Origin of the sequence: Sphingomonas naphthae (assembly GCF_028607085.1) — a bacterium.
Taxonomy (GTDB): domain Bacteria; phylum Pseudomonadota; class Alphaproteobacteria; order Sphingomonadales; family Sphingomonadaceae; genus Sphingomonas_Q; species Sphingomonas_Q naphthae.
In genome coordinates this window covers 868,124-881,530 of the sequence record NZ_CP117411.1, presented here as the reverse complement: position 1 = coordinate 881,530, position 13,407 = coordinate 868,124, and the positions used below count along the sequence as shown (strand labels likewise).

The 13,407-nt window shown below is 66.8% G+C and carries 12 protein-coding genes; 11 read left to right on the top strand and 1 reads right to left on the bottom strand.

Annotated features, from left to right (window positions below; translation table 11 throughout):
* Nucleotides 1-63: 63 nt before the first annotated feature.
* From PQ455_RS04155 to PQ455_RS04135, 5 genes are all read left to right on the top strand, one after another.
* Nucleotides 64-2,508 (top strand): TonB-dependent receptor, encoded by a 2,445-nt coding sequence (locus PQ455_RS04155; RefSeq protein WP_273689455.1) that lies wholly within the window; start codon nucleotides 64-66, stop codon nucleotides 2,506-2,508.
* 29 nt (nucleotides 2,509-2,537) lie between these two features.
* The gene (locus PQ455_RS04150; protein ID WP_273689454.1) at nucleotides 2,538-3,182 is read left to right on the top strand and encodes a carboxymuconolactone decarboxylase family protein; all 645 of its coding nucleotides are present in this window, start codon (nucleotides 2,538-2,540) and stop codon (nucleotides 3,180-3,182) included.
* Nucleotides 3,183-3,277: 95 nt separating this feature from the next.
* The gene (locus PQ455_RS04145) at nucleotides 3,278-3,880 is read left to right on the top strand and encodes a TetR/AcrR family transcriptional regulator (protein ID WP_273689453.1); all 603 of its coding nucleotides are present in this window, start codon (nucleotides 3,278-3,280) and stop codon (nucleotides 3,878-3,880) included.
* A gap of 55 nt (nucleotides 3,881-3,935) precedes the next feature.
* On the top strand, nucleotides 3,936-6,050 hold the full coding sequence (locus tag PQ455_RS04140) for a PQQ-dependent dehydrogenase, methanol/ethanol family (RefSeq protein ID WP_273689450.1): 2,115 nt from the start codon (nucleotides 3,936-3,938) through the stop codon (nucleotides 6,048-6,050).
* A 32-nt stretch (nucleotides 6,051-6,082) separates the two neighbouring features.
* On the top strand, nucleotides 6,083-6,631 hold the full coding sequence (locus tag PQ455_RS04135; RefSeq protein ID WP_273689448.1) for a nuclear transport factor 2 family protein: 549 nt from the start codon (nucleotides 6,083-6,085) through the stop codon (nucleotides 6,629-6,631).
* Nucleotides 6,632-6,690: 59 nt separating this feature from the next.
* On the opposite strand, the gene PQ455_RS04130 is transcribed toward PQ455_RS04135, so the two are convergent.
* Entirely contained in the window at nucleotides 6,691-7,560 is an 870-nt protein-coding gene (locus PQ455_RS04130) for a TauD/TfdA dioxygenase family protein (protein ID WP_273689446.1), read from the bottom strand.
* Between the two features lie 311 nt (nucleotides 7,561-7,871).
* Between PQ455_RS04130 and PQ455_RS04125 the strand changes: the two genes are divergently transcribed.
* From PQ455_RS04125 to PQ455_RS04100, 6 genes are all read left to right on the top strand, one after another.
* Nucleotides 7,872-8,531: a hydrolase gene (locus PQ455_RS04125; protein WP_273689444.1), complete on the top strand. Its 660-nt coding sequence runs from the start codon at nucleotides 7,872-7,874 to the stop codon at nucleotides 8,529-8,531.
* A gap of 72 nt (nucleotides 8,532-8,603) precedes the next feature.
* A complete protein-coding gene (locus PQ455_RS04120) occupies nucleotides 8,604-9,422 on the top strand; it encodes an alpha/beta fold hydrolase (RefSeq protein ID WP_273689443.1) in 819 nt (272 codons plus the stop codon).
* Nucleotides 9,423-9,449: 27 nt separating this feature from the next.
* Entirely contained in the window at nucleotides 9,450-9,692 is a 243-nt protein-coding gene (locus PQ455_RS04115) for a DUF1427 family protein (protein WP_273689442.1), read from the top strand.
* A gap of 83 nt (nucleotides 9,693-9,775) precedes the next feature.
* Nucleotides 9,776-11,617 (top strand): amidohydrolase, encoded by a 1,842-nt coding sequence (locus tag PQ455_RS04110; protein WP_273691226.1) that lies wholly within the window; start codon nucleotides 9,776-9,778, stop codon nucleotides 11,615-11,617.
* Nucleotides 11,618-11,640: 23 nt separating this feature from the next.
* Nucleotides 11,641-12,063 carry a DoxX family protein gene (locus tag PQ455_RS04105; RefSeq protein WP_273689441.1) on the top strand — a complete coding sequence of 141 codons (423 nt, stop codon included), beginning with the start codon at nucleotides 11,641-11,643 and terminating at the stop codon, nucleotides 12,061-12,063.
* The gene (locus tag PQ455_RS04100) at nucleotides 12,056-13,399 is read left to right on the top strand and encodes an alginate export family protein (protein WP_273689439.1); all 1,344 of its coding nucleotides are present in this window, start codon (nucleotides 12,056-12,058) and stop codon (nucleotides 13,397-13,399) included. Before PQ455_RS04105 ends, PQ455_RS04100 begins: the two co-directional genes overlap by 8 nt.
* Nucleotides 13,400-13,407 lie beyond the last annotated feature (8 nt).

The window sequence follows — 13,407 nt, the reverse complement described above, 5'->3', positions numbered from 1 at the left end:
CCACAAGACCATCAAGGCACATCGCACCACCGCGCATGACGGGGGCGACAAGGGAGACACGGGATGACTTGCTACAGAAATCTGTTCCTCACGACATGCGCGATCGCCGCCGCCGCCGGCTGGACCGCGCCGGCCTTCGCCCAGCAGGCCGCCGCCCCGGCGGAAGCACGCCCGGCGCCGCCGGAGAATGGCGAGATCCTCGTCACCGCGCGCAAGCGGCAGGAATCGATCCTGGAGGTGCCGGTCGTCCTCACCGCGATCGGCGAGGCGCAGCTGGGGCGGTTGCAGACCACCGAGATCGCCGATCTGCCCAAGCTCGTCCCCGGCCTCCAGCTCGGCAATTCGCTGCTGTCGATCGGCACGCTCGCGACGATCCGGGGCATCGGCACCAGCTCCAACGATCCCGGTATCGACCAGTCGGTTTCGCTCAACATCGACGGTCTGGCGCTCGGCAACGGCCTCGCCTTCTGGAGCGGCCTGTTCGACCTGCAACAGATCGAGGTGCTGAAAGGGCCGCAGGCGCTGTTCTTTGGCAAGAGCAGCCCCGGCGGGGTGATCTCGCTGCGCACCGCCGACCCGACCGACAAGGTCGAGGTGATCGGTCGTGCGGCCTATGAGTTCGAGGGGGACGAGGGGCGCGGCGAGCTGGTCCTGTCCGGCCCGCTCGGCGACACGCTGAAGGCCCGCGTGGCCGGCCAGTTCGCGACCGGGCGCGGCTATTTCCGCAACGAGGCGATCGCCGGCACCGGCCTCGGCGCGCGCAACCCGGATCATCGGCGCGAGACGCGGCCGCGCAACTATGTCGTGCGCGGCACGGTCCTGTGGCAGCCGGCCAGCGCCTTCACCGCCCGGCTGAAGGTGAATGTCGCCCACGATCGCGCGACCAACGCCGAGGCGTTTCAGCTGTCGTCGTGCCCCGATGGGCTCAACCGCACGGTGGCGCCCAACAACATCCCCTTCATCGTCGGGGACAATTGCAAACTCGATCGCAATGTCCGCGTCACCTATCTCGATCCGGCGGCCTTTCCCGGCGTGCCCAACAACGGCACGCCCTTCCTGAAGAACGACCAGCGGTTCGGCACGCTGGAGCTGAACTACGATCTGTCGCCGCAACTCGCGCTGACGTCGGTGACGGCTTATTATGATCTCAGTTCGCGCAGCATGGTCAGCGCCAGCCACGGCGCGGTCGCCAGCACGACGCTCGGCATCGACAATCGCTTCAAGCGCCGCGACTTCACCGAGGAACTGCGCCTCAACAGCGATTTCGATGGCGCGCTGAACTTCACGCTCGGCGGTTTCTATCAGGACGCCAGCATCTTCGACCGGGTCAACATTCGCGGCAACCGCGCCCTCCCCGCGCCGATCCCCTTCATCAACGCGCAGGGCTCGACCGCCGTCGACATCAAGACCTATTCGCTGTTCGGGCAGCTGCGCTGGAAGATCCTGCCCCGGCTGGAACTGGCCGGCGGCGCGCGCTGGACGGACGAGACGCGCAGCGAGGATGTGTTCAACTATCTGACGAACCTGCCCGTCACCGTGGCCAATCCCCGCATCAAGGCGAACAACATCGCCCCCGAAGCGACGCTGACCTACACCCCGACCGACGATCTGACGATCTTCGGCGCGTACAAGCGCGGCTTCAAGTCGGGCTCCTTCACCATCGCCACCGTGCCCCTGCCGGGCGCCGACAATGCCTTCGGGGACGAAAAGGTCGAGGGGGGCGAGGTCGGGCTGAAGGCGCGGCTGCTCGATCGCAGCCTGCTGCTCAACGTCGCGGCCTATGATTATCGCTATACCGGCCTTCAGGTCGGCACGACCCAGCCGGCGGTGGGCGGCCTGCCGATCATCCGCACCGTCAACGCCGGTTCCGCCCGCGCCTATGGCGTGGATTTCGACGCCTCCTATCGGCCGCGCAACGTGCCCGGCCTCGGCCTGAACGGCGCGGTGAACTTCAATCGCGGCCGCTACAAGACGCTCAACAACGTGCCCTGCTACGGCGGCCAGACCGTGGCGGAGGGCTGCAACCAGTTCCGCAACCCGGCGACCGGCCGCTTCACCGCGCAGGATCTGTCGGGCACGCCGCTGATCCGGGCGCCGCGCTGGCAGGCGACCTTCGGCTTCGATTACGAGATGGCGGTGGGCGGCAACCTCCGCCTGACCTTCGCCAACAGCAACCAATATTCGTCGCGCTTCGCCACCCTGCTGGCCTTCGGCGACCCCGCGCAGGGCAAATATCAGGGCCGCTTCGTCAAATCGGACCTCAGCCTGGCGCTGGGCGGCGCGGACGATCGATGGGAGGTGGCGCTGGTCGGCAAGAACGTGACCGACCGGATCACCGCCGGCAATTGCTCCATCTCCGATTATGCCGGCGGCAGCACCAATCTCAACGGGCAGATCACCGGCAGCACCGGTCCGGGGCCGGCGGGACGGTCCGAGAAAGGCTGCTTCACCGATCGCGGCCGCTCGGTCTGGCTCCGGTTGACCCTTCGCCCCCTCGCCAATCGCTGATCCGTGGCGCCGACCCCGCTGGAGACGACATGACGCAAGCCGCCCCCGACATCGCCGCGATCGAAGCCCATGAAGCGGCCGTGCTGGGCCAGCCGCCCCGCCTGCCCGTCCCGCCCCGCCACGAGGTGGCGGAGGCGGCGCAGGAGATGTCGATGCGGCTCAGGCGGGGCGCGCTCGGCCCGGACGCCCAGCCGATCCCGCTGGAGGATATCCCGGAGATCATCTTCACCCTGCTTCGCTATCCGGCGCTGTGGAACCTGATCTCGGATACCTCGATGCACCTGCTCGGTTCGGGCGCGCTGGCGCGGCGGGATACCGAGCTGGTCATCCTCCGCACGACCTGGCTCTGTCGCGGCTCCTTTGCCTGGGGGGAGCATGTCCGGCAGGCCAAGGCCGCCGGGGTGACGGCCGAACAGATCGAGTGGGTGGCGCGCGGCGGCTCCGCCGAACCCGGATGGAGCGCCTATGATCGCGCGCTGCTGAGCGCCGTCGAGGAATTGCACGGCCAATCCCGCATCGGCGACGAGACCTGGGCCGTCCTGGCCGACCATCTCGATGGCAACCAGCTGTTCGAGCTGCCTGTGCTGATCGGCCAGTTCACCATGGTCGCCTATTTCCAGAACGCGCTCCGCCTGCCGCTCGCGGCCGGCAACATCGGCCTGAAGGCACGCTGAAATGAACCAGCCCCCGCTCCGTCCTTTCACCGTCGTCCACGCGACGCCGCTCTGCTATTCCCGCCCGTCCATCGACGGGGGGCCGGAGCGCGCGCGTGACCAAGCACATCGAACCGCCCCGCAAGCGGGTACGCCGCGATCCCGAGACCGCGCGGCAGCTCATCCTGGACGCGACCGAGCAGTTGATGGTCGACGAGGGCTATGCCGCCGTCAGCAGCCGGCGGGTGGCCAAGGCGGTCGGCATCAATTCGGCGCTGGTCCATTATTACTTCCCCACGGCCGACGATCTGTTCATCGCGCTCCATCGGCGCATGACCGAGCGCCATTCGGCGAAGCTGGCGGATCTGGCCACGGCGGAGGATCCGCTGCGGGCCCTGTGGCAGTTTCAGACCCATTGGGCGCAGACCACGCTCGGCGTGGAATTCATCGCGCTGGCCAATCATCGCAAGGCCATCCGGGCCGAGATCGCCGAGCGCACCGAACAGGCGCGCGCGGTGCAGGCCGAGGCCCTCGCCCGCAGCCTGGCGAGGGACGGGCCGATCCCCTGCCCCCCGCTCGGCATGGCGACCTTGCTGGTGGCCATATCGCGCACGCTGGCCAACGAGGAAGCGATCGGCATCACCAGCGGCCATGCCGAGGTGCGCGCGATGGTCGAATGGGCGATGGCCCACCTGCCCCCGCCGCCACCGACGGACTGATCGCCGCCGGACGACACCGGCCTTCGGCGGGCCCGACACGCATGAGGCGCGCAGGATGACCCGATCGACCCTGCTGCGGCCCTCGCTCCTCACGGCACTCGCGCTGATGGCCGCCGGCTGCGCCAAGGGCCCGGCCCAACCCGAAGCGGGTATCGGCGCCGATACCAATTGGGAGGCGCCGGGCGGCGGCGCCGACGAGGCGGGCTACAGCCGCCTCACCGGCATCACGCCAGACAATATCGGCAAGCTCGGCCTCGCCTGGTCGATGGACCTGCCCGACGAGGTCACGCTCGAATCCACCCCGCTTGCCGTGAACGGGATCCTCTATTTCTCGGGCGGTTATGCGGAGGTCTATGCGGTCGATGCCGCGACCGGGCGGCAGCTGTGGAAGTTCGATCCCCGGACATGGGAGCGCCGGCCGGACAAATTCCACTTCGGCGCCAATCGCGGCATCGCATACGAGAAGGGCCGCATCTTCACCGTCGAGATGGACGGCCGCATCGACGCGCTCGACGCGCGGACCGGCAAGGTGCTGTGGACCGCCGATTCCATCCCCGATGGCGTCCGCAACAACAGCACCGGCGCGCCGCGCACGATGAACGGCAAGGTCATCATCGGCAATGGCGGCGCCGATCTGGGCGCGCGTGGCTTCGTCACCGCCTTCGATTCCGCCACCGGCAAGTTCCTGTGGCGGTTCTACACCGTCCCCGGATCGCCCGAGCAAAATCGTGGCGACCCCGCCATGGAGGCCGCCGCCAGGACGTGGCGCGGCGAATGGTGGAAGACCGGCGCGGGCGGCGGCACCGTCTGGAACGGCATGACCTTCGATGCGGAGGCCAACCGGGTCTATATCGGCGTGGGCAACGCCGGACCCTACGACCCTGAGAAGCGCAGCCCCGGCGGCGGCGACAATCTCTACAATTCGTCGATCGTGGCGCTGGATGCCGATACCGGCAAATATGTCTGGCATTATCAGGAAAATCCGCGCGACAGCTGGGATTACAAGGCCACGCCGAACATCGTGATGGCCACGATCACCCTGGACGGCCAGCCCCGCAAGGTGCTGCTCCACGCGCCCACCAACGGTTTCTTCTACGTTCTCGATCGCGCCACCGGGAAGGTGATCTCGGCCGGCAAGACCACCGAGATCAGCTGGGCCAGGGGCATCGACCTGAAGACCGGCCGGCCGATCGAGGCGCCGAACATCCGCTACGAAAAGGGCCCGACCGAAATCTGGCCCGGCACCATCGGCGGCCATAACTGGCAGGCGATGGCCTACAGCCCGCGCGCCGGGCTGGTCTATATCCCGATCCAGCAGATCGGCGCGCGCTTCCACCGCACCAAGGCGCAGAGCGACGTCGCGTTCAACATCATGGGCCTGATGGTCGAGCCGGTGGTCAAGCGGCCGGGCGACGGCAAAGGCAAGCTGGTCGCCTGGGATCCCGTGGCGCAGCGCCCCGCGTGGAGCGTGCAATATGACACGCTGTGGAACGGCGGCGCGCTGGCGACCGCCGGCGGCCTCGTCTTCCAGGGCGACGCCAGCGGCTGGTTCAACGCCTATCAGGCGAAGACGGGCGAACGGCTGTGGCGCTTCAACGCGGGCCTCGGCATCATCGCCGCGCCGATGAGCTTCAGCCTCAAGGGCGAGCAATATGTCTCGGTGCTGGTCGGCTATGGCGGCACGACCGCCGCGCTGGGCGACGTCATGAACGTCGGCTGGAAATATGGCGCGCAGATGCGCCGCCTGCTCACCTTCAGGATCGGCGGCGCCGCCCGCCTCCCCGCGCTCGTCCCGGCCGACAAGGTCGTCCATGCCGTCGATGATCCGGCAATCGTGCTGAACGAGGCGGATGTCGCGGCGGGGCGCGGGCTCTCGATCGCCTGCGCCTCGTGCCACGGCGTCGGCTTCGCCTCGCCGGGCTCCCCCGGCCCGGACCTGCGCGAATCCGCGTTCGCGCTCGACTTCGCCGCCTTCAGCCATGTGCTGAAGGAAGGGCGGATGGAAAACGGGATGCCGCGCTTCGACTGGCTCTCGCCCGATCAGACCCGCCAGCTCTACGCCTATCTGCGCGCCCGATCGCGCGAGGTGCTGGGGCGCCGCAAGCCCGCCGCCCCGGCGGCCGGCGAGGCGCCCGACATGCAGAAGATGAAGGGGCCGGTCACCTACTGACCCGCCCCAGAGAACCCCAAGCGCGAGGCCCCATGACCAGCGAACTCGAAGACTTACGCGCCACCGTCCGCGAGCTGAAGGATCGGCAGGACATATTGGATTGCATCCAGCGCGAATGTCGCGCCCGCGATCGGCAGGATATCGATCAGATCGCCGGCTGCTGGTGGGGCGAGGGCGTCGACGAACATGGCCCAAGCATCACCACCGCCCCGGATTATCCCGAGCGGGCCAACAGGGGCCATTACACCAACTTCCACATGACCAGCCACAACATCACCAACCACATCTGCGAGATCGACGGCGATACGGCCTATTGCGAATCCTATGTCGTCGGCGGGCTGTTCTGGCTGGACGGCAAGACGACCACGATCGCCTTCGGCCGCTATCTCGACCAGATGGAGCGGCGGAACGGCGAATGGCGGATGCTGGTCCGCCGCTGCACGATCGAGATGTCCGCCGACACCGACGGCACCTGGGTCCATTCCAAGAATGTGAAGGGCTTCCTGAAGGCGCTGTGGAGCAAGGACGACCCGTCCTATCAGCGCCCGTTCGTCGCCAGCCGCGAAGGGGTGCGCTGGTAAGGCGATACGGCGGGCGGGCGGGCGGGCGAGCGGCTCGCGGTCCGCCCGCCCTCGCGCGGTCAGGCGGTGGCTTCAACGCCCTTCAATGTCGTGCGGTGCATCACCCGGCCGGCACTCGCCTCATAGGGGTAGGAGCGGTGGAGCAGCCCCGGATTGTTGAAGATCACCAGATCGCCCGCCTGCCACGCGTGGCGATAGGTGAAGGCCGGCCCGGTCGCCCAATCCATCAGGTCGCGCAGGATCGCCATGCCGGCCTCATGCTCCATTCCGACGATGTCGTCGGCGGTCGATCCGATCACCATCGACGACCGGCCGTCCTTCTGCTTCCACACCAGGGGATGTTCGCGCGGCGGGAACACCGCCTCCCAGCGCCGGAAATCGTCCTCGGTGGGATCGGCGTACAGCTTCTTGCCGACCGCCGCGAGGCAATGGACCACCCGCAGCCCCTCCAGCGCCGCCCGCCGTTCCTCCGGCAGCGCCGCATAGGCCGCGAAGAGATTGGCGAAACCGGTATCGCCCCCCTCGGCCGGCGCCACCTCGCACTTCAGGAGCGTCGCCTTGCCGGGCACCGAATAGGAGGTGCCGTCCATATGCCAATGATCGTTGCCCCGGATGAAATCGAGCTGGGTCTTGTCATCCTTGTCCAGCGCGATGCGGAAGATGCCCTTCTCGGCGGCGGTCGATCCGTCATCGGTGACGCTCGATTGCTGCATGTCGCCGAGCACGGCGGTCAGCGCGAGAAAGTCCTCGTCCGGCAGATGAAGCCGGGGAAAGACGAGCACGTTGTAGCGGTTCAGCGCCGCCATGATCCGGTCCGGTACGCCGTCACCGAGAATATCGCGAGCATCGAGCCGGACATAGGCGCCGACCGCCGGCGTGATCGGTTCGATCGTCAGCGGGATCACCGGGGACAAGGTTTGCGTCATCATCGTTGGCCTCCTCGGCGCGACGATTGCCGACAACCATCCGCGCGCAGTCGCTCTACCTATTCCATTATTAATCTAAAGATCAATAGTGGTGATCGGGTCGTGACACGGTGCCCTTCGAACAAGGCGCCGCCGCTCGCCAACGATGCCTGAAGCAGACGATCGGCGCGCAAACCAGGCTGATCCGACCCAATCCGACCTTTCTATTTCATCGAACAAAATCGCCAAACTTATGCGGCTGAACCTGGAAGCCAGCGGGCTGTAGTGAATGTCTACCGACCAAGACATACTGCTCTCGCACGAAGGAAACGCCGATGCCCACCGCCACCGCCAACCCCGGCAAGTCGCTGATCTCGCCGACCGACCACATGCTGGTGCTGATCGATTTCCAGTCGCAGATGGCCTTTGCGACCAAATCGATCTCGGCCGAACTGCTGCGCAACAACGCTGCGCTCATCAGCCGCGCGGCCAAGTCGTTCAGCGTGCCGACGATCCTGACGACCGTCGCCGAGAAGAGCTTTTCCGGACCGATGTTCGAAGAGATCGTGGACGCCTTCGGCGGCCAGCCGATGCTCGACCGCACCTCGATGAACACCTGGGAGGATGCGGCGGTGATCGATGAGATCAATCGCATCGGCAAGCCGCGCATCGTCTTTGCCGGCCTGTGGACCAGCGTCTGCATCGTCGGGCCGGTGGCTTCAGCCATCGATCAGGGGTTCGACGCCTATTTCATCGCCGATGCCTGTGGCGACATCTCCACCGAAGCCCATGAGCGCGCTGTGCAGCGGATGATCCAGCTCGGCGCGAAGCCGATGACCTCGCTCCAGTATCTGCTTGAGCTGCAACGCGATTGGGCGCGCACGGAAACCTACGATTCCACTACCGGTATCGCGAAGAAGTGGGGCGGCGCCTACGGGCTGGGCGTCACCTACGCCAAGACGATGTTCGGTGCGTCCGAAGGCGGCCACGCCTGATCCGCCGACACCCGGGCGATGTGCCGCCCGGGTGTTCCTTGCCCCGCGATCCCATACCCCAGGAGAATCCCCATGAGCTACGTCACCACCGCCGACGGCACCCGCATCTTCTACCGTGATTTCGGCCAAGGCCAGCCGATCGTCTTTTCGCACGGCTGGCCGCTGAACGCCGATGCCTGGGACGGGCAGATGTTGTTCCTCAGCCAGAACGGCTTTCGCGTGATCGCCCACGACCGGCGCGGCCATGGCCGTTCGGACCAGCCGGCGACCGGCAACGAGATGGACACCTATGCCGATGATCTGGCGACCGTGATCGATGCGCTGGATCTCACCGATGCCATCCTTGTGGGCCATTCTACCGGCGGCGGAGAGATTTCCCGCTACGTCGGCCGCCACGGCACGGCGCGGGTCGCCAAGATGGTGCTGCTGGGCGCCGTCACGCCCATCATGGTGAAGACCGCGGATAACCCGGATGGCGTGCCGATCGAGGTGTTCGATGGCGTCCGCAAGGCGGTGGCCGACAACCGCTCGCAATTCTATCTCGATTTCCCGGAGACCTTCTTCGGCTTCAACCGGGGCGTGCCGGCCAGCGAAGGGCTCCGCCAGGCTTTCTGGCAGCAGGGCATGTCGGGCGGTGCGTTCGGCCAGTATGCGTGCGTGCGGCAGTTCTCGGAAAGCGACTTCACGGCCGACTTGAAGGCGATCGACGTACCTACGCTCGTCATTCATGGCGATGCCGATCAGGTCGTGCCCTTCGCCACCACCGGCAAGGTCGCCGCGACGCTGGTGCCCGACGCCTCGCTCATCGTCTACGAAGGCGCGCCGCACGGCTTTCCTGCCACGCATCAGGATCGGCTCAACGCCGACCTGCTCGCCTTCGCCCGCAGCTGATCTGCCGACGCCGGGAAGGATCATCCGATGAAACCCTATTTTCTCTCGCTCGGGTCCGGCCTGCTGGTCGGGATCATCTACAGCTTTCTCGGCGTCCGATCGCCCGCGCCGCCGACGATCGCGCTGATCGGCCTGCTCGGCATCCTGCTGGGCGAGCAACTGGTGCCGCTGGCGAAGCGGCTCGGCTGTCGATCAGACGCAATCGCCTACCTCCGCACCCAAGGTGCCGGCCCTGTGCTCGGTACGCTGACGGGGGGTCGACGGGCATGACTCCGACCCGCCGCCAGACGCTGATCGGGGCCGCTGCCGCCGCGATCGCCGCCCCCCTGTCCGCCGTCACCAGGAAACCCGTCATGTCCGATCGCATCATCGTCAACGCCAGGGTGACCACGCTCGATCGCGAGAATCCCGACGCGCAGGCCATCGCCATCCGCGACGGCAAATTCCTCGCCGTCGGCACCGAAGCCGACGTGCGCGCCGCCGCGCCGCTGGCCGACGTGATCGATGCCGGGGGCCGCCGGATCATCCCCGGCCTGATCGACAGCCACATGCACATCATTCGCGGCGGCCTGAACTACAATATGGAGCTGCGCTGGGATGGCGTTCCCACCCTGGCCGATGCGATGGCAATGCTGAAGCGTCAGGTCGACAATACACCGGCCCCGCAATGGGTGCGGGTGGTCGGCGGTTTCACCGAGCATCAATTCGCCGAGAAGCGGCTGCCGACCATCGCCGAACTGAACGCCGCCGCACCCGATACGCCGGTGTTCATCCTCCATCTCTATGATCGTGCCCTGCTGAATGCCGCTGCCCTGCGCGTGGTAGGGTATACGAAGGATACGCCCAATCCGCCCGGCGGCGAGATCGTGCGCGACGCGGCGGGCAACCCGACCGGGTTGTTGCTGGCGCAGCCCAATGCGACCATCCTATACTCGACCCTCGCCAAGGGACCGAAGCTGCCGCCCGAATATCAGTTGAACTCGACGCGGCATTTCATGCGCGAGATGAACGCGCTGGGGGTTACCGGCGTGATCGATGCGGGCGGTGGTTTCCAGAACTACCCTGACGATTACGGGATTATCGAAAAGCTGCATCGTGACGGTCAGCTGACGCTCCGCATCAGCTACAATCTGTTCACGCAGAAGCCCAAGGACGAACTGGCGGACTTTCGCGGCTGGGTCGGCCAGGTTTCGCCGGGACAGGGCGACGACAGCTACCGTCATAATGGCGCCGGCGAGATGCTGGTCTATTCCGCCGCCGATTTCGAGGATTTCCGGGTCGAGCGACCCGATATGCCGCCCAGCATGGAAGGCGATCTGGAACCGGTCATCCGGCTTCTCGCCGAACATAAATGGCCGTGGCGGCTGCACGCCACCTACGACCAGACGATCGGCCGCGCGCTCGACGTGTATGAGAAGGTCGCGCGCGACATCCCGTTCACCGGGATCAACTGGTTCTTCGATCACGCCGAGACGATCAGCGATCGCAACATCGATCGTATCGCGGCGCTGGGCGGCGGCATCGCCGTGCAGCATCGGATGGCCTATCAGGGCGAATATTTCGTCGAACGTTATGGCGCGAAAGCCGCCGAGCGGACCCCGCCGATCGCGAAGATGATCGCCGCCGGCATTCCCGTCGGAGCGGGCACCGATGCTACGCGCGTGGCGAGCTACAATCCGTGGGTGTCGCTCAACTGGCTGGTTACCGGCAAGACGGTGGGCGGGCTTGGGCTGTATCCGAGCGCCAACCGCGTGAGCCGCGAAAAGGCGCTCCGCATGTGGACGCACGAAAATACCTGGTTCTCGAGCGAAGTCGGCAAGAAGGGGCAGATCAGGGCGGGCCAGTTCGCCGATCTCGCCATCCTCTCGGGTGATTATTTCACGGTGCCCGAACGCGACATTCCGCACCTGCGCTCGATCCTGACGATGCTTGGCGGCAAGGTCGTCCATGGCGAAGGCGATTATGCGCCGCTTGCCCCGGCGCTGCCGCGCCCGATGCCGGACTGGTCACCCGTCGCGATCTTCGGCGGATATCACCGCTCGCCGGAGGCGACAAAGATGGCATCGGCCTGCGGCTGCGCCAGCGCCTGCCAGGTTCACGGCCACGACCATGCCGCCGCCCTCGGCGGAACCGTGCCGGCGGCGGACGTGCAGACCTTCTGGGGGGCGTTCGGTTGCGGCTGCTGGGCGGTCTGACGATGAGGATGGGAGAAACCATGATGACATATCCGCAAACGCCCCGCTTCGTGGGCCGCATCCTCGATTGGCCGCCGGTGGGGTTTGTCGCCCGGCTGGCGCTGGTCGGCGCCTATCTGCTCGGCGGCATCGTCAAGCTGTCCGACTGGCCGGCGGCGGTGGCGGAGCAGGCCCATTTCGGCATGAGCCCGCCTGCGATGTGGGCGGCGTTGACGATCGCGATCGAACTGATCGGCCCGCTCCTGATCCTGTCGGGGCGGCTGGTATGGCTCGGGGCGGGTATGCTCGGCGTGTTCACGCTGCTTGCCGCGATCACCGCCAACGCTTTCTGGTCGATGCCGGGTGGGGTGGCGCGCTTCATGGCGACCAACGCCTTCTTCGAGCACACCGGCCTGATCGGCGGCTTCGTGCTGGTCGCCATGATCACCCGCCGCGACCGTGCGTAGGCTGATCCTCGCCGCCGCCGTGATCGCTGCCCCGGCGGCGGCGCAGACACGCGAGGCCTGGCAGCCGCCGACCCTGACGACGACCCGCTACGACGAGGATTGGTCGAACCTCGCCAATGCACCTGGCGGGGAGACGCGCTGGACCGAGCCGTTCAAATATATCCCGCTTGATGCGAATGTCTATTTGACCACCGGTATCGAAATCCGGGCGCGCAGCGAAAGCTATCGATCGCCGTCCTGGGGGGCGGAGCGGGACGACGGGTATCTGTGGCTGCGGACCATGCCCTATGCCGATTTGCACGCCGGACCGATGCGCGCTTTCGTCCAGCCGATCGCCGCTTATGCGATCGGGGTCGCCCCCGCGGCCGGCCCGATCGACCAGACACGGATCGACATGATGCAGGCGTTCGCGGACGTCCGGCTTGGGCCTGTGACCCTGCGCGCCGGCCGCCAGATGCTGTCGCTCGGCAGCGAGCGGCTGATCGGCACCCGGTATGGACCGAACGTGCCGCTGGCGTTCGATGGTTTTCGCGCGCTGGCGACGATCGGCCCGGCGCGCGTAAGCCTGATCGCCGTGCGCCCGGTGACGCCGGGGCCCGCAAGTTTCGACGACCGCCGTGCCAAGACCCGATCGTTGACGGGCATCTATGCCGCATTTCCCGGCATCGACCTTTATCATCTCGACTATCGCAATCACGCCGCGCGCTATGCCGGGCAGATTGGGCGCGAGCGGCGCCACAGCCTCGGCGCGCGCCTCCACGGCAGCCGCCACGACTGGCGCTGGAATATCGAGGCGGTTGCGCAATTCGGTCGCTTCGGGGGCCAACATAGCCGCGCGTGGACCATTGCCGTCGAGGGCGGCAAGAGCTGGCCTGCCGCACCATTGGCGCCCGAGGCGACGCTGCGCTTGAACGTCGTGAGCGGGGACCGCACCGCAGGCGACCGCACGCTCGGCGCCTTCAACGCCTTGTTTCCCAAGGGAAAATATTTCGGTGAACTGTCACCGATCGGCCCGAGCAATATCGTGAGCGCCAATCCCCATGTCGGCCTTTCGCTCGGCAACGGGCTCTCCGCCGGCTTCTCCGCCATGGTCTACTGGCGGTACGCTGCGGCCGATGGCGTCTACGCCATTCCGGGCAATCTGATCCGCCCGGCCGGCGGATCGAGCGCGCGATTCATCGGGAAGGAGATGGAGGCGACGGTTGCCTGGCAGGCCACGCCTGAACTGGAACTTTCCGCCTCGCTCTCCGCCTTCGCGGCGGGGCGCTTTCTGCGCGATACCGGCGCCGCCCGCACGATCGGGATGCTCTGTCTCGAAAGCAACTTCCGTTTCTGAAAGGTCTG